The organism is Streptomyces sp. ID05-39B (genome assembly GCF_033794725.1).
Lineage (GTDB): Bacteria > Actinomycetota > Actinomycetes > Streptomycetales > Streptomycetaceae > Streptomyces > Streptomyces bobili.
Genome location: NZ_JARGEF010000146.1, coordinates 1 through 20,493, shown reverse-complemented (window position 1 = coordinate 20,493; position 20,493 = coordinate 1). Strand labels below are relative to the sequence as shown.

The following is a 20,493-nucleotide window of genomic DNA, read 5'->3' as shown; positions in this document are numbered from 1 at the left end:
CCGATCCCCTGTGGGGTGGGGGGTCATAGGACGTGGTCGAGCCAGGTGAAGACCTCGTCCTGCATGCGGTCGGTGAAGACATGGCCGAGGTCGGGCCAGGTCCTCAGGTGCAGCCGCTCCTCGGCGTGGCGGGAGCGCCAGACGGCGCGGAGTTTCTCGTGGGCCACGCGGACGCCGTCGGCGGGGAACAGCGGATCGAGGCCGCCGTCGAAGAACAGCATCGGCCTGGGTGCGGCGATGCTCGCCACGTCGGGGAAGTCGAGGTGGCGGGACAGTCCCGGGTGGAGCATGCAGTAGGAGGACTGCCCGCGCAGGGTGTTGTTGCCGGGGACCATCATTTCCTTGAGCCCGGTCATCCAGCAGACGGCGGCCGTGGCGGCGAGGTCGTCGGTGAGCGCCGCCGCCTGCCAGGCGCGGAAGGCGCCCATGGAGAAGCCGACGGCCGCGATCCGCCCCCGGTCCACGCGCTGCAGGCGGGCGAGGAAGCCGGCGGCGCGGGCGTCCTCGCGGGCCATGAGCCCGGCCAGGGAGGAGCCGAGGTGGTAGAGGTTGCTCGCCAGGGCCTGTTGCCGGTCGTAGGCGAGGGGGCCGCGGTCGCCCCAGCCGAGGGCGTCGGCGACGAGCACGACGTATCCGCGCCGGGCCAGTTCGTCGCCGACGAACCGGCCGCTGAAGTACTTCTCCGTCCAGGCCCGCGCGGAGGCCAGCCGGGCTCCGTCGTACCAGGGCCGGACCAGTTTCTCCTTGCCGATGTCGAACGTCGCGCCGTGGTCGTGCAGGAGGAGCACGGCCGGGAAGGGGCCGGGGCCGTGGGGGGTGAGCAGGGCGGCGCGGACGCGTTCGTGGCGGGTGAGGGAGAGGGTCACCAACTCGCCGGTGTAGCCGCCCTGTTCGGTGCGCTGCTGGAACTCGGGGGCGTACGGGGTGGCGTCCTCGCGGTCGACGAGGAGGGTCTCCTCGACCTTGGCCCGAGCCGCCCGGCGCCAGGTGCGAAAGTCGCGGATCGGGGAGTTTCCCCAGGCGAGCGGGAAGGTGAGGGCGTCCTTGAGGGCGGGGTGGAAGCCGGGCAGCGGACCGTCGGCGACGGCTGCCTGCGCCACACCTGCCTGACCGGCGAGCAGGGCCGCCCCCGTCCCGGCCAACGCCCGCCGGCCCACCGGTTCAGGTCCGCTCATACGGCCGCCAGTCCCCGAGATAGGTGCGCCGGATGTGGACGGCCGCCTCCGCCGGCGTCAGTTGCGGCCGGTTGTCCGGCTCGCAGATCACGGCGCCGGGGCCCGCGTTGCCGTACTCCCTGAAGCGCATGGTCTGCCAGGGGTGGGCCTCCCGCATGTTGGTGTACGGGGCGGCCGGGTCGATGCCGGGTCCGATCCAGGAGTCGCGCACGACGAGCGAGGGCCATGCGGTCGTCTCGTACGACGGCACCCAGGGCCGGGCCAGTTTGTACGCCGCGTCCTCGGCGCCGGAGGTGAACCGGCCGCGGACGGCGAGGAAGCCGTAGGGGTTGGCGCGGGCGGTGGCCGGGGCGAAGACCATGCCCTTGGGGGTGAAGGCGACGTCGCGCCGGAGGGTGTGGAAGCGGCAGTCGTCGAAGACGGCGCGCGCCCGGCCGAAGACGAAGTCGACGTCTCCCTCGATGTGGCAGCGGCTGTAGTACTGCCGGTCGAAGGCGTCCAGGGCGGTGGTGTCCGCGAACAGGGTGTCCTGGTGGGCGAGGAAGCGGACGTCGTCGAAGCGGGAGCGGTCCCCGGTGACGTAGGCGGCGACCGCCTGGGTGCCGGTGATGTCGGGGTGGTCGGCGCGCAGCCAGTCGTTGGCGAGGGTGAGGCCCTGGACGGTGAGGCCGGGGGCGGCGGAGCTGAAGGTGGCGGAGCCGGCGGTGCCGTACGTGGTGCCGTCGGGCTTCTTCGTGCCGTTGGCGTTGTCGTACACGAGGACGGTGGCGCGCGGGTCGTGGGAGGCGCCGCGCAGGGTGAGGCCGGCCTTGTCGGCGGGGACGGTGACGACCTCGCGGTAGGTGCCGGGGTGCACGACGACCGTCCAGCCGGGCCCGGTGACCGCGTCCACCGCGGCCTGGACGGAGTCGCCGGGGCGGACGTGCAGGACACGGCGGCCCCCCGTGCCGGGGCCGGCCGCGAGGGCGGGGGTGCCGGTGGCGGCGAGGCCCGCGGTGAGGCCGGCCAGCAGGGTGCGCCTGCGCATGTCAGCAGTTCTCCTTCCACGGCGTCCAGTCGCCGAGGTACGCCGTCCGGGTCGCCGACCGGGCTTGTTCCGGGGCGAGTTGGGGCCGGTTCTCCGGGACGGTGACGAGCGCGCCGGGTCCGGAGTTGCGGTACTCGGCGAACCGCTGGTTCTGCCAGGGGAAGGAGGCCGACATGTTGGTGTAGGGCGCGACCGCGTCGGTGCCGGCGTCGAGGTGGGTGTCGCGGACGGTGAGCATGGGGCGGGCGGTGGTGTCCGAGCTGGGCACCCAGGGGCGGGCCAGCTTGTAGTGGGCGTCCGGGGCTTCGCTCGTGACGCGGCTCCCGGTCACCAGGTAGCCGCGCGGGTTGGCGCCTGCCGTGGAGGGGGCGAAGACGAAGCCGTAGGGGGCGGCGGCCAGGTCGGTGCGGTTCAGGGTGCGGAAGTGGCAGCGCTCGAAGACGGCGGTGCCCCGGCCGAAGACGAAGTCGACGTCACCCTCGGCGTAGCAGTGGGAGAAGTACTGCCGGGCGAAGGTGCCGAGCGCCATGGAGTCTGCGTAGAGGGTGTCCTGGTGGCCGAGGAAACGGCAGTGGTGGAAGGCGGAACGGTCGCCCTGGACCTTGATCGCGACGGCCTGGGTGCCGGAGACGCCGGGGTGGTCGGCGCGCAGCCAGTCGTTGGCGAAGGTGATCCAGCGGGCGGTGAAGCCGTCGGCCTGCACGGTGGTGGTGGCCGAGCCGGTGGTGCCGTAGGTGCCGCCGCCGGGCTTGGGGGTGCCGGCCGCGTTGTCGAACACGATCACGACGTCGCGGGGGTTCTCGGAGGCGCCGATCCAGGTCGCCTCGGTGCGGGTGACGTCGACGGCGACCGTCTCCCGGTAGGTACCGGGGGCGAGGACGAGGGTGCGGCCGGTGCCGGTGGCGGCGGCCACGGCGTCGCGGACGCAGGTGTGGTCACCGCGTCCGCGCGCGTCGACGTACAGGGTCCCCGGGGTGAGGCGGGCGGACGGGGAGCCGAAGCGGCCGAAGGGCCGGCGGGTGGCGGCCCGGACGGGTCCGGCCGACAGCGCGAGGGCGGCGCCCGCCCCGGCGCTCGCCATGAGGAAACCCCTTCGGGACAGGGGCGGTCGGACGTGGCGCGAAGGCATGCGGGTGCTCCTTGGTGCGGCTCGGGGACGGACCTCGGCGTGGGGGGTGGGGTGGTGCGGGCCGGGGCGGCGAGGCCCCGGCCCGTACGGTCGTGGCGTCGTGGGTCAGCAGATCTTTCCGGCGCCGGCCCGGCCGTTGACGATGCCGGGGACGGCCCTCACCGGGTCGACCTTGGTGCGCAGGGTGGGCGTCCAGCCCGCGCCCGACTGGAGGGTCTCGGCGGGGATCTCCGCGTTGTGCACGGCGATCAGGTCGACGGGCCTGCCGTTGACGTAGTTGCCGTCGGCGGTGACCGGCGCCTCGCTCCACTTCTTCAGCGCCTTGGCCGCGCTGACGCCGGCGGGCAGCGTGAACGCGTTGTGCTGGGCGACGAGCTGGGACTCCTTGCCGATGCCGAAGGTGTAGGCGTAGGAGGTGTCGGCGACGAAGTGGTTGTTGTAGGAGTCGACCTGCCCGAACCGGACCCGTGGCGCGCGCTCGACCAGCTTGGAGAACAGGTTGTGGTGGAAGGTGACCTTCAGCTTGCCCCGGTCGCCGACGGCGGTGGACTCGCTGTCGCTGTTGCCGATGAGGATCGTCTTGTCGTGCTCGGTGAAGACGTTCCAGGAGGCGGTGACGTAGTTCGAGCCGCGGACGACGTCCAGTTCGCCGTCGTGCTGCTGGTAGAGCATGCCGAAGTGGGTCGGCGCGGCGCTGTCGGGGTGGGATCCGTCGGTGAACGTGTTGTGGTCCAGCCACACGTGCGTGGACCCGTAGACGACGGCGGTGTCGTACTCGGAGTTCCAGTTGCCCTTCGAGCCGTCGGTGGGGTCCCACTGCGGGAAGCAGTCGAGGGGGCTCTCGAAGGCGATGTTGCGGATGATCACATTGTCGACGGCCTTGATCTGGAGGCTGGCGCCCTTGATGGCCGCGTTCCTGCCCACACCGATGATGGTGGTGTTGGAGGGGACGTTGACCTTGATCGCCTTGTCCTGGGCGGCGGCGGAGGTGCGCCGCAGTCCCTCGGGGCTGTCGGCGGGCTCGGCGCTCAGGTCGGTGTCGAGGCCCCAGACCTCCGGCGCGTAGGCGGCGAGGTAGGCGTCGAAGTCGTAGCCGGGGGAAGCGAAGGCCTCGCACCCTTCGGAGACGGCGTCGATCGTGCCCTTGACCTTGATGATCTTCGGTGCGGTGCCGCCGGTCTCCAGGGCGGCCCTGAACTGCGCCCAGGTGGTGACGGTGTACACGTGCTCGGCGTCGGCGGCGGCACCGCCGGTGGTGCCGGTGCCGTACGCGGCCCAGCCGTCGCCCGCCGGCAGGGTCTGCCGGGCGAGGTCACGGCCGGAGTGCGCCTGGGCGGTGGCGCCGGTGACCGTCATGGCCAGAGCGGTGCAGCCGACCACGACGGCCGACTTCGTGGCATGCCCATGCCATCTCTGTGCGTTCATTGTGCGGCTCTCTTTCGAGTGAGGAGAAGAAGGGAGGAGAAGGAAGGAGAGAACAGGGGTTACGCGGTGGCCGGGGGCCAGGTGATCCAGGACTGCGGGATCTCCGAGTCGAGCCGGCACACGTCCCGCGCCGGCAGCACCCGGCGGCGCAGCAGCTCCGCGGCGACGAGCCGGGCCACGGCGATCGCACCCGGCGGATTGAAGTGCGTGTTGTCCTGCTCGGTGGCGGTCCAGTTGAAGTACTTCTTGGTCTCCTCGACCCCGAGCTTCTGCCACAGCGCCAGCGACAGCGCCTGGAGGTCGAGCAGTGCGACGTCCTCCTCCGCGGCCAGCGCCCGCATCGCCGCCGGGTAGTCGCCGTGCGTGGGAAGCGCGTTGCCGGCCGCGTCGAACCGGCGGCGCTCCACAGGCGTCGCCAGCACGGGCCGCGCCCCACGGGAACGCGCTCCGTCGACGTACAGCCGCAGATAGTCCTGGTACGTCGTCCAGGGCTCGGTGTAGCGGGCCGGGTCGGTGGTCTTCTCGTCGTTGTGCGCGAACTGGATCAGGAGGAAGTCCCCCGGCCGGATCGACGCGAGGATGACGTCGAGGCGTCCCTCGTCGACGAAGCTCTTGGAACTTCGCCCGTTGACCGCGTGGTTGGCGACCGGCCGGTCCTTGTGCAGGAAGAACGGCAGCGCCATCCCCCACCCGGTCTCGGGCGCGGCCTCGGCGAACTTCTGGGCGGCGGTGGAGTCACCGGCGATGTAGAGGGTGCGGGGTCGGCGGGCGGCCGGCGCGGCCTGGGCGGTGCCGGTGGCCAGGACCCCGAGGGGGAGGGCGGCGAAGGCCGCGGAGGTGACCTGTCTGCGGGTGAGCGACACGGGAGTGCACCTTTCAACAGCGTTCCACAGGAAGGGGACCCGCGCCCTGCGAGAGGCGCGGGGCGTTACTCGTGCGCGCCGCGGGGCGGTACCCGCCGAGCCGTACTCGGGCGGGCGGCCGGGCGGTACCCGTGCGGGCCCGCCGGGCCGTACTCGGGCGGGCCGCGCCGCGGGGGTGGCGGGCGGCCACGGTGAAACCCGCGGCCGGCCGCCCACGAACCGGACCGAAGTCCTAGCCCTTCTGTTCCTTCCACTCCGCCTGCGCCGTGTTCAGCTGGTCGGCGAGGGTGTCCAGGAAGTCCTTGGCGCTCATCTTGCCCAGCAGGACCTTCTGGAAGTTGGGCTCGTTGTCGGACTTGGAGATGGTGCCCCAGTCCGGCAGGTAGTACGGCAGTTGCACGATCGTCGTGGACCCGTCGGACAGCGCCTGCGCGGCCAGCTTGGTCGGCTCGGCCTGGGAGATCCACGCGTCCTTCGCCGCCGCGTTGTTCGACGGCACCTGGCCGGCCGACTCGTTGAACTTCGAGTTCTCCGCGTGCGAGGTCGCGAACTCGATGAACTTCCAGGCGGCTTCCTTGTTCTTCGAGCTCTTGAACAGGCCGAGACCGTCGACCGGGTTGGACACCTGGACCCGCTTGCCGGAGGAGCCGATCGGCTGCGGGATGCCCCGGAACTTGTCGGCGCCGAACGCCTTCACGTGGTCCTGGTACGAGCCCAGGTTGTGGTTCAGCATGCCGATGGTGCCCGAGTCCCACTGGGCGACCATCTTGGTGAAGTCGTTGTTCAGGTCGGCGGCCGGGGTGACCTTCTTGTAGAGGGCCGCGTACTTCTCCAGCGCCTCGACGTTCTTCGGGTCGTTGACGGTGGTCTTGTCGCCGTTCCAGAACGAGGTGAGCCCGCTCTGCCCGTACATCGCGTCCAGCGCCTGGGCGATGGATCCGGCACCGCCGCGGATGGTGTATCCGAACTGGTTCTTGCCCGTGTTCGTCAGCTTCTCCGCGGCCGTGTAGAACGCGTCCCAGGTGGTCGGATCGGCCAGACCGGCGGCCTTGAACAGGTCGGTGCGGTAGTAGAGGACACCGTTGTTGGCGGAGGTCGGGATCGAGTAGAGGGCTTCGCCGCCGCCGGCGGACTTCAGCGAGTCGAGCATGGACTCGTTGAGCTTGCCGTTGAGGGAGGACTTGGCGAGGCGGTCGTCCAGCGGCTCCAGCGCGTTCTGGGCCGCGATCCCGGCCGCCATCGACGCGCCGATCCCGCCGACGTCCGGCAGGCCGCCGCCCTGGATGGCGGTGTCGACCTTGGACCCGTACTCGGTGGAGGCGATGCCGACGTACTCGACGTCGATGTCCGGGTTGGCCTTCTTGAAGTCGGCGATGATCTCCTTCCAGATGTCGGTGCGGACACCGCCGTTGTTGTCCCAGAAGACGATCTTGCCCTTGCCGCTGCCGTCGGCCCCCTTGTCGCCGCCGGCGCCGCTGCCGTCGTCACCGCAGGCGGTGGCGGTCAGGGCGAGCACGGCCCCCAGGGCGACGGCTGTGGCGGCGCGCCTGCTTCTGTGGATGTTGATCTTCATTGATCGGCTCTCTTCTTCTTGTCTTCCGGATCCGTACGGGCAGTGCAGGTATGTGGGGGGCGCGCGGGGTCAGCGGCGGGCGTGGGGTGCCCAGTCGTCGGTGCCCCGGAGGTAGTCGGCGACGGTGTGGGTCCGTGCCTCGGTGTCGGTCATCTGCGGCCGGTCCGCGGTCACCGCGGCGCCGGGGCCGTGGTTGCGGTACTCGGTGAAGCGCGCGTCCCGCCACGAGAAACCGCTCATGTCGGTCCACGGGGCGGCCTTGACCGCGGCGGGCAGCTCGGTGTCGCGGATCAGCACCTGGGCGACCGCGGCGGGTTCACCGCCGGGGTGCCAGGGCCGTCCGAGGTGGAAGGTCCCGGCCGGCGCGTCACTCACGACCCTGGAGCGGGTGATCAGGAACCCGTACGGGTTGCCCGTCCAGGTGGAGGCGGCCGTGATGTAGCCGTTGTTGCTGTCCGACCCGCGGCTGAGCGCCCGGATCACGGACCGCTCGACGACGGTCGTCGCCCGTCCGTAGAGGAAGTCGACGTCGCCCTCGATGTAGGAGTCGCGGATGTAGACCCGGCTGATCACGTCCAGCTTGGGGCTGTCGGTCATCAGCGTGTCCTGGTTGCCCAGGAAGGCCGTGTCCTCGAAGACGATCCGGTCGCCGGTGGTCTTCACCGCCAGCGCCTGCTCGGCGTTCAGCTCGTGAGCGGCCTCGTCGAAGTCGTTGCTGAAGGTGAGGTGGCGGGCGGTGACGTCGTGGGCCGCGATCCGGACCGTGGCACTGCCCGTCGAACCCCCGTACGCCGCAGGCGTGTCGTAGACGATGACGGTGTCGGAGCGGTCCTGTCCAGTCCCCTGCAGCGAGATGTTCGGCTTGCCCGCCGGGATGAACACCTTCTCCCGGTAGACGCCGGGCGCGACGGCGACGGTGACCGGCACGGAGTTGCCCTCGGGCACGGCGTCCACGGCCGACTGCACGGTCGGGTAGTCCCCCGGCACCTGGAGCGTCACCGCGCCGCCGATCCGCCGCTGCGGCCCGGAGAACCTGCCGACCAGCGCGGGCACGGCCGCCGCCGGGTCCAGCCGGTACGCGTAGAAGTCCCGCGGATCGAAGGCGGCCCCCCACTCGTCGTGCCGGCCCGTGGTGTTCTTCAGGATCGACCCGCGCTCCACCAGCTCGGCGGTGGTGTCGGCCTGGTAAGGGTGCTGCACGTCCCGGTAGAAGCTGTTCTCGATGACCATCTTCGTCCGGCCGCGCGACCAGTTCCCGTACGTCCACACCGGGTCGCCCGGATCGGCCTGTGCCGTCAGGTGGTTGTTGTAGAGGTGGGCGTAGGCGGCGTTGTCGACGGACGGGTTGCGCTGTTTGGTGTTGGCGAACAGGTTGTGGTCGACGGTGATCTGCGTCTTGACGTTGGTGGTCCAGCCCAGGCCGAACGTCTTGTTGTTGTTCTCGAACCGGTTGTAGGAGACGGTGATGTACTCGCTGTCCTTGCGGACGTCGAGCTGCCCGTCGCAGATGTTCGCGAAGCGGTTGTGGTCCACCCAGACGTGATGGACGGTGTCCATCTGGATGCCGTCGAAGTCGGTGTCCTTGCAGTCCCAGTTGCCCTCGACGGCCGAGTCGCGGATCGTCAGGTTGCGGATGATCACGTTGTGGGTGCCGGGGGCCAGATGCAGTTCCCCGTGCACGATCTCGCCGGTGTCCCCGACACCGACCAGCGTCTTGTCCGAGGCGACGGCGATGTCCGCGCCGAACGGCTCGACCGCGATCGACCCGGCGATCCGGATGACGTACGGCTCCTCGGCCGCCGCGTAGGCCGCGAGCGAGGCCTGGTCGGTGACGGTGACGACCTTGCCGCCGGCCCCGCCGGTGGTGCCTCCGGCCAGGGAGGCGAATCCGTGCGCCCGGTCGGACCAGCGCGGCGCGGCGTCGGTGGCGGTGGCCTCGGCCGGGGCGGAGTGCGCCTCGCCGACCGTGCCGAGGCCCAGCACGGCGACCAGTGCGGCCACGGCGGCGAGCACGACGCCCGGTCTCGACAAGCGCTTGCTAGGGAAGTGCGTCATTGCGGCTCCCAACAGGCTTTACGACTGCGGTAGGTACGACTGCGGTAGGTACGACTGCGGTGGGTACGACTGCGGTGGGTCAGAGGTTGCTGAGGGTCACAGGCTGTTGATCCGGAAGTGGGTGAAGGTGGCCGCCCCGGCCTGTCCCGGTCCGTCCGGTGCGAGGGCGAACAGGCCGAGCAGGGCGCCGACCCACCGCCAGGGCGTGGCGGTGAACACGGGACCCGAGTGGTGCGGGCCGTCGCCGAGGTCGTAGGTGAACCGGCAGCGGGCGCCGGCCCCGATCTCGACGCGCAGGCGGACCCTGCCGTGCGGGGCGAGCCGTGGGTGGGCGGCGTCCCGTTCCCGCTCGGCGACCGCCTCGGCGAAGCGGTGCACGAGATGGACCGAGCCGTCGGTGCCGCGCTGCAGCCCGATCCAGGAGAAGGCGTCCCCCAGCACCGCGAGTCCGGCCCGTGCGCCGGGTTCCTCGCCGTGCAGTTCCAGCTCCACCTCGACGGCCGACGGAGTGCCGGGCAGCCGCTGGGTGAGCACGTGGGGCAGTTTGCGCACGTCGTGCGCGTCGCCCGTACGGACGCAGGACAGGCGCAGCCCGTCGCCGGAGTGCTGGGTGGCCCAGCCGTCCTGCGGATTGGCCGTCCACTGCCACTGCCTGCCGAAGCGTCCGCCGGGGAAGTCGTCGTCGGTGGCGGGCGCGGCGGCCGGCTGCGGCGGCAGATCCGGCCTGCGGTGTACGGCGACGGGGGCGCCCTCCTCGCCGATCACCGGCCAGTTGTCGTCCCCCCACCGCATCGGCTGGAGGTGGACGACCCTGCCGTAGGCGCCGCGCTGCTGGAAGTGCAGGAACCAGTCCTCGCCGGACGGGGTGCGTACCCAGCCGCCCTGATGGGGGCCGTTGACGTCGGTGTCCTTCTGCTCCAGGACGATCCGCTCCTCGTAGGGACCGAAGAAGTCCCGTGAGCGGAAGGCGCCCTGCCAGCCGGTGTCCACTCCCCCGGCCGGGGCGAGGATCCAGAACCAGCCGTCGTGCCGGTAGAGCTTGGGCCCTTCGAGGGTGAACCAGCCGGGGATGCGGTCCCCGTCGACGATCAGTTTGCCCTCGTCGAGGAGCGAGGTGCCGTCCGGGTGCATCCGGTGGCCGGTGAGCCGGTTCTTGACGCCGGAGCGGGACTTCGCCCAGGCGTGGACCAGGTAGGCCTCGCCGCTCTCCTCGTCCCACAGGGGGCAGGGGTCGATCAGGCCCTTGCCCTCCTTGACCAGCCGCGGCCGGGTCCAAGGGCCCCTGATCTCGGGGGCGTTGACCTGGAGGATGCCCTGGTCGGGGTCGCCCCAGAAGATCCAGAAGCGGTCGTCGTGGTGGCGCAGCGCGGGCGCCCACACCCCGCAGTCGTGGCGCGGGGACCTGAACTCGGCCGCCGGTTCCAGGCGTTCGAGGGCGTGCCCGACCAGGGTCCAGTTGACCAGGTCCCGCGAGTGCAGCAGCGGCAGGCCGGGGGCGCGGCCGAAGCTGGAGGCGGTGAGGTAGAAGTCGTCACCGACGCGCACCACGTCCGGGTCGGACCAGTCGGCGTCCAGGACCGGGTTCACGTACGTTTCGTCTGTCACTGGGTGACCGCCTTCCGGACGAGGGTGGCCGCCTCGTCGCGGCCGAGCCGGCCGTCGGCGACGACGGTGACGACGCGGCGGACGGCGGTGTCGCCGGGCGCGATGACGAGCCGCTCGGCCGAGGCCAGCGAGGAGCCGACGCCGGGGTACTCGCCGGTGCGCACGAACCAGGGGTCCCGGCGGGTGGTGTCGGTGGCGCCCGCGAACACCAGGGTCCAGTCCGTGCCGGTCAGGGCCAGCCAGTCGGCGCGTCCGCCGTGCACGGCGGCCTCGCCCTCGGCGTCGCCGGTGAAGACGTCGGGGGCCCGGTCCTCCTTGCGGGCGCGCCAGAAGAAGCCGCCGTAGGCCGCGCCGGGGCGTCCGTTCGTCGCGGGGCTGCCGATGGTCACCGGGTCCGGCGTGGCGTTGGTGAGGGAGAAGGTGAAGTCCAGCGCCCAGGCGGTGCCGGTGAGGCCGGTGGCCGCGACCGTACGGCGCTCGCGCAGCAGCTCGGCTCCTGCGGCCACCCAGCGCAGCTCCTCCACGAACCCGTCGGAGTCGCGCAGCTGGAAGCCGACGTGCCGCTGGGCGCCGTGGTTGTCGAGTTCGGTCGGGCCCTGGTCGCGGACGTAGGTACGGCCGCCCCAGAAGTTGTGCCCCTCGACGTCGGGAACGGCGACACCGACGCCGAGGTGGTGGGTGTGGTCGGCGGGGCTCAGTTCGGTGACCACCGTGCCGGCCAGGGTGGTGACGGGGTGCAGACAGGGGCGCGGGGAGAGCCGGGCGGGCAGCTCGGGCCGGGTGAGATAGCGGCCGACCGGGCGGCCGGCGACGCGCAGCACGACGGGGGCGTCGGGTGCCTGTGCCATCAGGTGCTCACCTCTTTCGGATGCGCGGACGCGGACGGATGCGTGGTCGGGGACGCCCAGGCGGCGCCCAGTTCGGAGAAGAGGGCGAGGGTGTCGGCGGCTGCCGCGACCAGCCCGTCGACGCCGGGGACGACCCTGCGGTCCTCGCCGGGGAGCCGGTGCCAGGCCTCGTCGGGCAGTTCGAGCGGGTCGGGGGCGACCCGGATCGCCTCGACGACCCGCATGAACGCCTCGGTCGCGGCCGGCGGGACCAGCAGGTCGGTGCCGTCGGTGAGGTGGTCGACGAGGTTCTCCAGCAGGTCGGTGCGGCCGTACTCGAACTCCTCGGGGCCGTGGCCGCCGCGCTGGAGCAGGACGCGGTCCTGCTTGTACCAGAAGGTGATCCGGCCCTGGCTGCCGTGGACGACGACGTACGGGTCGTCGGGGTCCTCGGCGCACAGGGTCGCGGCGACGACCACCTGACGTCCGGCGGCGGTGGTGATCCGGACGCAGGAGGTGTCGTCGGACTCGATCGCGTTGGCGTGCGCCAGCTCGGTCTCGATGCCGGTGACGTCCTCGGCGCGGGTGACGCCGGCCAGCGCCAGGGCGGTGGCGACGGCGTGCGCGAGCGGGTTGGTGAGGGCGCCGTCGATCACGTCGACGCCGTTCATCCGGCGCTTCCCGGCCCAGGGCGCGCGCCGGAAGTAGGCCTCCGGGCGGGCCCAGGCGCCGGCCCCGCCGACGCCGGAGATCTCGCCGATCACCCCGTCGCCGATCATCGCGCGGACCGCGGGCAGGGCGTGCGAGCCCAGCGACTGGAAGCCGATCTGGCAGACCACACCCGCCTCGGCGACCCCGTCGGCCATCCGGCGGAACTCCGCGTACGACGGCGCCGGGGGCTTCTCCAGCAGCAGGTGCACGCCCTTGCGGGCCGCGGTCAGCGCCAGGTCGGTGTGGGTGGGGATCGGCGTGCAGATCACGGCGATCCGGGCGCCGGTCGCGTCCAGCAGCGCGCCGAAGTCGGCGGACTGCTCGGGCGTGCCGAGGCCCTGCGGAATCTCGTCCGGGGTGAGCGGGGTCAGCTCGCAGATGCCCGCGAGCCGGACGATGCCCTTGTCCTGGAGCCGGCGGAGGTTGTCCAGGTGCCAGCGGCCGTGGCCGCGCGCTCCGGCCAGGACGACCGGGACGCCCGCGCCGGCCGGAACGCCGGCGCCCGTCGGTTGCGGGGTGCTCATCGGTTCGGGGGTGTTCATGGGATCCTCCCTGCGCCCGCGCCGTGGGCCACCTCGCGGTCGGCCACCGCGGCGCTGTCGATCTTTGTGTGCAGGGTAGGTGTCCAGCCGACGTCCGCCGTGAGGTCGCGTTCGCTGCCGCCGTTGTAGGCGTTGTGGATCGCCAGGAGATCGACGGGGTAGCCGTTGAAGAGGGTGCCGCTCTGGTGCAGGGCGGTGCCGTTCCAGCTCTTGACCAGGTCGGCGGCCTCCACATGGCCGGGGGTGTGGAAGGCGTTGTTCTCGGCGTGGATGCCGGACTCGGTCGACACGCCGATGGAGTAGCGGTGGCCGTCGGTGACCTCGTAGCGGTTGTTGTAGAGGTGCACCTGTCCGAAGCGGACGCGGGGCGCGCGCTGGGCGATCGATTCGAAGGCGTTGTGGTGCAGGGTGACCCGCAGTCTGCCGCGGTCGCCGGCGACGGTGTCCCCGTTGCCGATGAGGATGGCCTTGTCGTGTCCGGTGAACCGGCTCCAGGACACGGTCACCAGGTCGGAGCCGTTGGTGATGTCCAGCAGGCCGTCGTGGCGCAGGTAGTTGCGGGCGAAGTGGGTGGGTTCGGCCTCGTCGGGGTGGCCCTTGTCGGAGGCGGTGACATGGTCGATCCACACGTGCGTCGCGCCGGTCAGCCAGAGGTTGTCGTAGGCCGTCTTCCAGTCGCCGAGGCCGCCGGTGTTGGGCTGCCAGACGGGGAAGCAGTCGTAGGCGTCGCGCAGGTCGAGGTTGCGGACGATGACGTTGTCCGCGTTCCTGACCTGGAGGCTCGCGCCCTTGAGCACCGCGCCGCGGAGTCCGACGATGGTGGTGTTGGAGCCGACCGGCAGCACGACCCGCTCGGCCTGCCGGGCCGCCGAGGCCTGGCGGGCCTCCTCCTGCGGGCCGCTCGGCTTCGCGGAACCCCAGGTGCGCGGGTCGTAGGCGGCCAGGTACTTCTTCGGGGAGTAGCCGCCGGTGGCGTAGTCGGCGCAGTCCAGGTGGTCGCCGTCGTCGTCGGTGTTGGCGTCGACGGTCCCGGCGATCCGGATGATCTTCGGGGTGTCGCTGCCGTTGTCCAGCGCCCGGACCAGGCCGGCCCGGTCGGTGACGGTGTACACGTGGGCCTCGTCGGCCGCCGCGCCTCCGGTGGTTCCGGCGCCGTACGACGCCCAGCCGTCGCCCGCGGGCAGGGTGTCGCGGCCGATGTCCCGGGCCTCCGCGTGAGCGGGGACACAGAGCAGACCCAGCATCCCCGCCGCCACGGCGATGTGACGGAACCTCATCCCTTCACCGCCCCCGCACTGAAGCCGGTGATCAGCCACTTCTGGATGAAGGCGAACACGAGGACCACCGGGACGGCGGCGATGATGCCGCCTGCGGCGAGCGCGCCGAGGTCGACGCTGTCCGCGCTCATCAGGGTGTTGAGGCCGACCGGGATCGTCTGCTTGCTCTGGTTGTTGAGGAACATCAGGGCGAACAGGAAGTGGTTCCAGGAGTGCACGAAGGCGAAGGAACCGACGGCGATCAGTCCGGGCCGCAGCAGCGGCAGCACGACGATCCTGAACGCAGTGAGGCGGTTGCAGCCGTCGACCCAGGCCGCCTCCTCCAGCGTGTACGGCACGTTCTTGATGAAGTTGCTGATCAGGATCATCGACAGCGGCAGCTGGAACACCGTCTCGGCGATGATCACGCTGGTCAGCGAGTTGATCATCTGGAGTTCGGCGAAGATCTCGAACAGCGGGACCAGGAGCAGCGCGCCCGGTACGAACTGGGAGCAGAGCAGGGCCAGCATGAAGGCGCGCTTGACCTTGAAGTCGAAGCGGGCCAGGGCGTAGCCGCCGGCCAGGGCGACGAGGGTCGTCATCACCAGGGTGGCGACGCCGACGAGCAGGCTGTTCTGGAAGTAGGTGGCGAAGCTCCGCTCCGTCCACACCTTCTCGAAGTGCTCGAAGGTGACCGGCCAGGGCACGAGCGAGGTGGAGCCGGCTGGGCGCAGCGCGAACAGCAGGATCCAGTAGAAGGGGATCAGGGTGAAGACGAGGTAGATCGACAGCGGCAGATAGATCTGCCAGCGCGGGGCGTCGTCCCAGGCGCGGTACTTCCCCTTGCGCGGGCGGTGCTCCGCCTCGGTGGGGACGCTCACGGGGGTGGGCGCCGCCTCGGTGGCCTCCTTGGTGATCACTTGGACTCACTTCCGAACTTGCTCAGCCGCAGGTAGATCACCGAGCAGAAGAGCAGGATCACGAACGCGACGGTGGTCAGGGCGGACGCGTAGCCGAAGTTGTGGGCGTCCACAGAGGTGTTGGCTATGTAGAGGGGCAACGTCGTGGTCTCACCCGCGGGTCCACCGCCGGTCAGCGTGTAGAGCAGGTCGACGTTGTTGAACTCCCACACGGCGCGCAGCAGCGTGGACAGGACGATGGCGTCCTTCAGGTGGGGCAGGGTGATGTGCCAGAACTGCTTGAACCTGCTGGCCCCGTCGACCTCGGCGGCCTCGTAGAGGTCCTTCGAGACGGACTGGAGGTCGGCGAGGATGAGGATCGCGAAGAAGGGCACACCGCGCCACAGGTCGGCGACGATCGCGGCCGAGAACACGGTCGAGGTGTCCGACAGCCAGCTGGTGCCGTAGGTGCCGATGCCCATGTCCGCGAGGTAACGGGTGATGCCGGTCTGGGAGTTGTAGAGCAGCACCCAGATCGCGGAGGTCAGCACACCGGAGACGGCCCATGGCGAGAAGACCAGGGCGCGGCCGAGCGAGCGGCCCACGAAGGTCTGGTTGACGATGAGCGCCAGTGCCAGGCCGAACATGAGCTGGAGGCCGACCTCGACGAACACCCACTTGGCGCTGAAGGTCAGCGTGTCCCAGAAGATCGGGTCGTCGGTGAAGGCGTGGACGAAGTTGTCGAAGCCCGCGTAGCCGTTGCGCCACGGTTTGGTGGGGTTGTAGTTCTGAAGGCTGTAGTAGAAGACGCTGATGACCGGATAGGCGATGAAGCCCAGCATGAGCAGGGCGGCCGGCGCGATCAGCAGGTACGGCAGTCTGCGCGGCGTGGCGGAGGCACGGCGCCGCCGGGGTGGCGCGGGCGGTTTCGCCACGGCTACGGCTTGGGCCACGACTGTTCTCCGTTTCTGGGTACGTCGTCGTACGTCGTGCTGGCGTGGTGCGGTGCGCGGTGTGACGTCGCGCGGTGGTCGGTACCCGGCTGGTGCTCGGGCTCGTACAGGAAGCGCTTACTCGGTGGGCAGGGGTCGGCGGGTGGGTTCCGCCGGACGGTCAGCCCGCGTACGGGTCCTGCACCGTGCCGGCGCGGGCGAGGAACTCGAAGTCGCAGCCCGTGTCGGCCTGGGTGATCTGTTCGTTGTAGAGCGCGCCGTAGCCCCGCTCGTACCGGGTGGGCGGCGGCGCCCACCGCGCCCTGCGCCGCTCCAACTCCTCGTCATCCACGTTGAGTTCGAGGGAGCGGGCCTCCACGTCGAGGGTGATCGAGTCACCCGTGCGGACCAGGGCGAGAGGTCCGCCGACGTACGACTCGGGTGCCACGTGCAGCACGCACGTGCCGTAACTCGTCCCGCTCATCCGGGCGTCGGAGATCCGGACCATGTCCCGCACGCCCTGCCTGAGCAGATGGTCGGGGATGGGCAGCATGCCGTACTCGGGCATGCCCGGACCGCCCTTGGGGCCTGCGTTGCGCAGGACCAGCACCGTGTCGGCGGTGATGCCGAGTTCCGGGTCGTTGATGGTGCGCTGCATGGTCCGGTAGTCGTCGAAGACGACGGCGGGGCCGGTGTGCTTGAGCAGGTGCGGCTCGGCCGAGATGTGCTTGATGACCGCGCCGTCGGGACAGAGGTTGCCGCGCAGGACGGCGACCCCGCCCTCGTCGGCGACCGGGTTGTCCCGCGGCCGGATGACGTCGTCGTTGTGCACCTGCGCCCCGTCGAGCTGCTCGCGCATCGTGTCGTACGACACGGTCGGCCGCTCCAGGTGGAGCAGGTCGGTGATGCGGGAGAGGAACCCGGGCAGACCGCCGGCGAAGTGGAAGTCCTCCATCAGGTACGTCTGTCCGCCGGGCCGCACGTTGGCGAGCACCGGGACCGTACGGGCGATGCGGTCGAAGTCGTCCAGCGTGAGCTTGACGCCCGACCGGCCCGCCATGGCGATCAGGTGGATCACCGCGTTGGTGGAGCCGCCGAGGCCGAGGACCGTCGTCACCGCGTCCTCGAAGGCGTCACGGGTCAGGACGGCCGACAGCCTGCGGTCTCGGTGGACGAGGTCCACGATCGTCAGGCCGGCCTTCGCCGCCATCCGGTCGTGCCCCGAGTCCACGGCCGGGATACTGGAGGCCCCCGGGACGGTGACGCCGAGCGCCTCGGCGGCGGCCGTCAGCGTGGACGCCGTACCCATCGTCATGCAGTGGCCGGGCGAACGGGCGAGGCCGTTCTCCAGCTCGGCCATCTCGCAGTCGCCGATCAGGCCGGCCCGCTTGTCGTCCCAGTACTTCCACATGTCGGTGCCGGAGCCGAGGACCTCGTTGCGCCAGTGCCCCGGCAGCATCGGGCCGGCCGGCACGAACACCGTCGGCAGGTCGACGCTGGCGGCACCCATGAGGAGGGCGGGGGTCGTCTTGTCGCAGCCGCCCATCAGGACGGCACCGTCCACCGGGTACGACCGCAGCAACTCCTCGGTCTCCATCGCGAGCAGGTTGCGGTAGAGCATCGGGGTCGGCTTCTGGAAGGTCTCGCTCAGCGTGGAGACCGGGAACTCCAGCGGGAAACCGCCCGCCTGCCACACGCCCCGCTTGACCGCCTGCGCCCGGTCACGCAGGTGCACATGACAGGGGTTGATGTCCGACCAGGTGTTGAGGATCGCGATCACCGGCTTGCCGAGGTGCTCCTCGGGCAGATAGCCGAGCTGGCGGGTGCGGGCCCGGTGACTGAAGGAACGCAGGCCCTCCGTGCCGTACCACTGGTGGCTTCGCAGGTCCTCGGGGCGCCTGCGGACGGGCTCGGTCATATGGACCACCCCGCGGCGATCTCGGCGACCTCGGCCCGGTCCGCCTCGGGCAGCGGGCGGCTCGGCGGGCGGACCTCGCGGCGGCACAGTCCGAGGGAGGCGAGGGCCTCCTTGACGACGGTGACGTTGTTCGCGGAGCCGTTGGCCGCGCGCAGTTCCTCGAAGCGGCGGATCTGCTCCCAGACCTTCATCGCGGCCGGGTAGTCGCCGGACCGCAGCGCCTCGATCATGTTGAGCGAGACGGCCGGGGTCACGTTCACCAGCCCCGAGGTGAAGCCGGTGGCGCCCGCGGAGAAGTAGGAGGGGGCGTACGGCTCGGCGAGGCCGGCCACCCAGACGAACCTCTCCAGGCCCGCGTCACGGGCGAACGCGGCGAAGCGGGCGGCGTCCGGGACGGCGTACTTCACACCGATCACGTTCGGGCAGGCGTCGGCGAGTTCGGCGAGGCGGGCGCCGGCGAGCTGCGCGTTGCGGATGTAGGGGACGACGCCCAGCTCGGGCACCGACTCGGCGATGGCCCGGTGGTAGTCGACCCATCCGCTCTGCGAGACATAGGGATGGACGGGCTGGTGGACCATGATCATGCCGGCGCCCAGTTCACGGGCGTGGCGGGCGGAGGCGACCGCGGTGGGCACGTCGTGTCCGACGCCGACCAGGATCACCGCCCGGTCCCCGCTCTCCTCGATCGTCAGCTCGGTGACCAGGCGACGCTCCTCGGGGGTGAGGGCGTAGAACTCGCCGGTGTTGCCGTTGGGGGTGAGGGTCCTGATCCCGCCGTCGAGCAGACGGCGCAACAGGGCCCGGTGGGCGTCCTGGTCGACGGAGCCGTCCTCGGCGAACGGGGTCACCGGGATGGCCACGACGTCGGCCAGGGCCGCACGCTGGGTCTCGAACGCCACGCTGCTCATTCCTGACCTTCCTCTGTCTGGGCGTCGGGGAACGCTCGGCGTACGAACGACGCGATGTGGGCGTGCAGGGCGCGGGCCGCGCCGTCGGCGTCACCGTCCAGGGCGAGCCGCAGGATCTCGCGGTGCTCCCCCGCCTCCCGTTCCCAGGAGGGCGAGGCGGCCCAGGCGACGGCCGAGACCAGGGCGGCCTGGTCGCGGACCTCGTCGAGCATCCGGCCGAGCAGCGGGTTTCCGCACGGCAGGTACAGGGCGCGGTGGAACTCCCGGTTGGCCAGGGAGCGTTCGGCGGTGTCGGTCGCCCCGTCGGCCATGGTGAGGGCGGCGCGGGCGGCTTCCAGGGACGCGCCGCGCTTCACGGCCCGCTTCAGCGCCTCGGGTTCGAGGAGCAGTCGCACGTCGTAGACCTCGCGCGCCATGTCCGCGTCCACCATGCGCACCGTGACGCCCTTGTACTGGCTCATGACGACCAGTCCGGTGCCGGCCAGGGTCTTGAGCGCCTCGCGCACCGGGGTCTTGGAGACCCCGAACTGCGCGGCCAACTCGGTCTCGACCAGCGCCTGACCTGGCGTCAGCCGCCCGGTGAGGATGCGGCGTTTGATCTCCTCCAGCACGTACTGCGTGCGGGAGGGGATCGGCGTGGGCACAGAGGTCATGCGCGCCTCTCGGTGTCGCGTATCTGATCTCGCGTATCGCGTCTCATATATGACGTACGAAGTACGACGGGTTGAAGGTAGGAGGGGCTCCGTGTTTCGTCAATGCTTCTGACAAAGGAAGTCGAGGTTGCTTCTTCCCCGCCGCTCAGAGGGAGAAGGTGTCACCCTCGTGCGCGGCGGCGGTCCGACCGCCGAAGACCAGGGCGGCGCGGCCGGCGGCGGCCTCACGGGTGAGGGTGGGGCCCACGTGGGTGATGAGCAGTTCCCCGGCACCCTTCGCGCAGGCGCCCGCGTCCTCCGGCGTGAGGTGCACACGCTGTTCGCCTTCGCGATGCTCGTCGAGGTCGGCCTCGCACAGGAACAGGTCGGCGCCCGCCGCGAGTTCGGTGAGCGCGGCGCACGGTCCGCTGTCCCCCGAGTAGGCGAGCACGCTGCCCTGGCACTCGGCGCGCAGTCCGTACGCCTCGGTGTCGTGGGCCACCGCGCGGGAGGTGAGCCGCAGGTCCCTGTGCCGGACGCCGTGGCCGTCGTGCAGCGGCCTGAACTCGAGGATTCCGTCCAGGAACCGTACGTCCGGCCGCCCGAGGAAGCCCGCCAGGCGCTGGGCGCAGTCGCGGGGCGCGTACACCGGGACCGGGGCCGGCGGGGTCATGCCGCCGTAGGCGAACGCGTAGACGGCGGCCAGGAGATCGGCGCTGTGATCGGCGTGCAGATGAGAGATCCAGATCGCGGTGAGCCCGCGCGGATCCGTGTGCCGCTGCAACTCCGCGAAGGTGCCCGGCCCCGCGTCCACCCACACCTCGGCGCCGCCTCCCCGCACCAGATAGCCGGAACAGGGCCGGCCGGGGCCGGGGTGCGGAGAGGCGGTACCGAGGACGGTGAGACTGAGGGGCATGGTGGGGAGAGTACGAGCCCGCCGCGCGGCCCGCGCGCGGAATACGTCCGTCCACGGTCTCCCGCGCGGCGGCGTCCACGGCATGCGGGTGGACGGGGTG

At 71.2% G+C, this 20,493-nt stretch carries 17 protein-coding genes; all 17 read right to left on the bottom strand.

All coding sequences use genetic code 11. The annotated features are described in order from the left end of the window. Window positions 1-23: 23 nt before the first annotated feature. Window positions 24-1,175 carry a dienelactone hydrolase family protein gene (locus P1P75_RS26810; RefSeq protein WP_319259877.1) on the bottom strand — a complete coding sequence of 384 codons (1,152 nt, stop codon included), beginning with the start codon at window positions 1,173-1,175 and terminating at the stop codon, window positions 24-26. Further along, entirely contained in the window at window positions 1,162-2,202 is a 1,041-nt protein-coding gene (locus P1P75_RS26805; protein WP_319259874.1) for a pectinesterase family protein, read from the bottom strand. The genes P1P75_RS26810 and P1P75_RS26805 overlap by 14 nt, the downstream gene beginning before the upstream one ends. Before the next feature lies 1 nt (window position 2,203). Then, window positions 2,204-3,331, bottom strand: a complete 1,128-nt coding sequence (locus tag P1P75_RS26800) for a pectinesterase family protein (RefSeq protein WP_319259871.1) — start codon at window positions 3,329-3,331, stop codon at window positions 2,204-2,206. A 105-nt stretch (window positions 3,332-3,436) separates the two neighbouring features. After that, a complete protein-coding gene (locus P1P75_RS26795) occupies window positions 3,437-4,756 on the bottom strand; it encodes a polysaccharide lyase family 1 protein (protein ID WP_319259868.1) in 1,320 nt (439 codons plus the stop codon). 59 nt (window positions 4,757-4,815) lie between these two features. Further along, window positions 4,816-5,619 (bottom strand): rhamnogalacturonan acetylesterase, encoded by an 804-nt coding sequence (locus P1P75_RS26790; protein WP_319259865.1) that lies wholly within the window; start codon window positions 5,617-5,619, stop codon window positions 4,816-4,818. 232 nt (window positions 5,620-5,851) lie between these two features. Next, window positions 5,852-7,192: a sugar ABC transporter substrate-binding protein gene (locus P1P75_RS26785; RefSeq protein ID WP_319259862.1), complete on the bottom strand. Its 1,341-nt coding sequence runs from the start codon at window positions 7,190-7,192 to the stop codon at window positions 5,852-5,854. A gap of 69 nt (window positions 7,193-7,261) precedes the next feature. Next, on the bottom strand, window positions 7,262-9,247 hold the full coding sequence (locus tag P1P75_RS26780; RefSeq protein WP_319259859.1) for a pectinesterase family protein: 1,986 nt from the start codon (window positions 9,245-9,247) through the stop codon (window positions 7,262-7,264). 96 nt (window positions 9,248-9,343) lie between these two features. Continuing rightward, window positions 9,344-10,852 carry a family 43 glycosylhydrolase gene (locus P1P75_RS26775; RefSeq protein WP_319259856.1) on the bottom strand — a complete coding sequence of 503 codons (1,509 nt, stop codon included), beginning with the start codon at window positions 10,850-10,852 and terminating at the stop codon, window positions 9,344-9,346. Further along, window positions 10,849-11,700, bottom strand: coding sequence for a PmoA family protein (locus P1P75_RS26770; RefSeq protein ID WP_319259853.1), 852 nt, complete (start codon window positions 11,698-11,700; stop codon window positions 10,849-10,851). Before P1P75_RS26770 ends, P1P75_RS26775 begins: the two co-directional genes overlap by 4 nt. Then, window positions 11,700-12,914 carry a Gfo/Idh/MocA family oxidoreductase gene (locus P1P75_RS26765; protein ID WP_319259880.1) on the bottom strand — a complete coding sequence of 405 codons (1,215 nt, stop codon included), beginning with the start codon at window positions 12,912-12,914 and terminating at the stop codon, window positions 11,700-11,702. The genes P1P75_RS26770 and P1P75_RS26765 overlap by 1 nt, the downstream gene beginning before the upstream one ends. A gap of 14 nt (window positions 12,915-12,928) precedes the next feature. Then, window positions 12,929-14,209 (bottom strand): pectate lyase, encoded by a 1,281-nt coding sequence (locus tag P1P75_RS26760; RefSeq protein ID WP_319259851.1) that lies wholly within the window; start codon window positions 14,207-14,209, stop codon window positions 12,929-12,931. Continuing rightward, on the bottom strand, window positions 14,206-15,108 hold the full coding sequence (locus tag P1P75_RS26755; protein ID WP_319259849.1) for a carbohydrate ABC transporter permease: 903 nt from the start codon (window positions 15,106-15,108) through the stop codon (window positions 14,206-14,208). Before P1P75_RS26755 ends, P1P75_RS26760 begins: the two co-directional genes overlap by 4 nt. Further along, window positions 15,105-16,040, bottom strand: coding sequence for a carbohydrate ABC transporter permease (locus P1P75_RS26750; protein WP_086769474.1), 936 nt, complete (start codon window positions 16,038-16,040; stop codon window positions 15,105-15,107). Before P1P75_RS26750 ends, P1P75_RS26755 begins: the two co-directional genes overlap by 4 nt. 160 nt (window positions 16,041-16,200) lie before the next feature. Continuing rightward, window positions 16,201-17,937, bottom strand: a complete 1,737-nt coding sequence (gene araD, locus P1P75_RS26745) for an L-arabinonate dehydratase (RefSeq protein ID WP_319259846.1) — start codon at window positions 17,935-17,937, stop codon at window positions 16,201-16,203. After that, window positions 17,934-18,845: a dihydrodipicolinate synthase family protein gene (locus P1P75_RS26740; protein WP_319259843.1), complete on the bottom strand. Its 912-nt coding sequence runs from the start codon at window positions 18,843-18,845 to the stop codon at window positions 17,934-17,936. The genes araD and P1P75_RS26740 overlap by 4 nt, the downstream gene beginning before the upstream one ends. Beyond that, the gene (locus P1P75_RS26735; RefSeq protein WP_086769471.1) at window positions 18,842-19,498 is read right to left on the bottom strand and encodes a GntR family transcriptional regulator; all 657 of its coding nucleotides are present in this window, start codon (window positions 19,496-19,498) and stop codon (window positions 18,842-18,844) included. Before P1P75_RS26735 ends, P1P75_RS26740 begins: the two co-directional genes overlap by 4 nt. A gap of 145 nt (window positions 19,499-19,643) precedes the next feature. After that, a complete protein-coding gene (locus P1P75_RS26730) occupies window positions 19,644-20,393 on the bottom strand; it encodes an MBL fold metallo-hydrolase (protein ID WP_319259841.1) in 750 nt (249 codons plus the stop codon). Window positions 20,394-20,493 lie beyond the last annotated feature (100 nt).

Bases quoted from the DNA above. Each gene is read 5' to 3' on its own strand.
- P1P75_RS26810 (WP_319259877.1), bottom strand. From the start codon at position 1,175: ATGAGCGGACCTGAACCGGTGGGCCGGCGGGCGTTGGCCGGGACGGGG.
- P1P75_RS26805 (WP_319259874.1), bottom strand. From the start codon at position 2,202: ATGCGCAGGCGCACCCTGCTGGCCGGCCTCACCGCGGGCCTCGCCGCC.
- P1P75_RS26800 (WP_319259871.1), bottom strand. From the start codon at position 3,331: ATGCCTTCGCGCCACGTCCGACCGCCCCTGTCCCGAAGGGGTTTCCTC.
- P1P75_RS26795 (WP_319259868.1), bottom strand. From the start codon at position 4,756: ATGAACGCACAGAGATGGCATGGGCATGCCACGAAGTCGGCCGTCGTG.
- P1P75_RS26785 (WP_319259862.1), bottom strand. From the start codon at position 7,192: ATGAAGATCAACATCCACAGAAGCAGGCGCGCCGCCACAGCCGTCGCC.
- P1P75_RS26780 (WP_319259859.1), bottom strand. From the start codon at position 9,247: ATGACGCACTTCCCTAGCAAGCGCTTGTCGAGACCGGGCGTCGTGCTC.
- P1P75_RS26770 (WP_319259853.1), bottom strand. From the start codon at position 11,700: ATGGCACAGGCACCCGACGCCCCCGTCGTGCTGCGCGTCGCCGGCCGC.
- P1P75_RS26765 (WP_319259880.1), bottom strand. From the start codon at position 12,914: ATGAGCACCCCGCAACCGACGGGCGCCGGCGTTCCGGCCGGCGCGGGC.
- P1P75_RS26760 (WP_319259851.1), bottom strand. From the start codon at position 14,209: ATGAGGTTCCGTCACATCGCCGTGGCGGCGGGGATGCTGGGTCTGCTC.
- araD (WP_319259846.1), bottom strand. From the start codon at position 17,937: ATGACCGAGCCCGTCCGCAGGCGCCCCGAGGACCTGCGAAGCCACCAG.
- P1P75_RS26740 (WP_319259843.1), bottom strand. From the start codon at position 18,845: ATGAGCAGCGTGGCGTTCGAGACCCAGCGTGCGGCCCTGGCCGACGTC.
- P1P75_RS26735 (WP_086769471.1), bottom strand. From the start codon at position 19,498: ATGACCTCTGTGCCCACGCCGATCCCCTCCCGCACGCAGTACGTGCTG.
- P1P75_RS26730 (WP_319259841.1), bottom strand. From the start codon at position 20,393: ATGCCCCTCAGTCTCACCGTCCTCGGTACCGCCTCTCCGCACCCCGGC.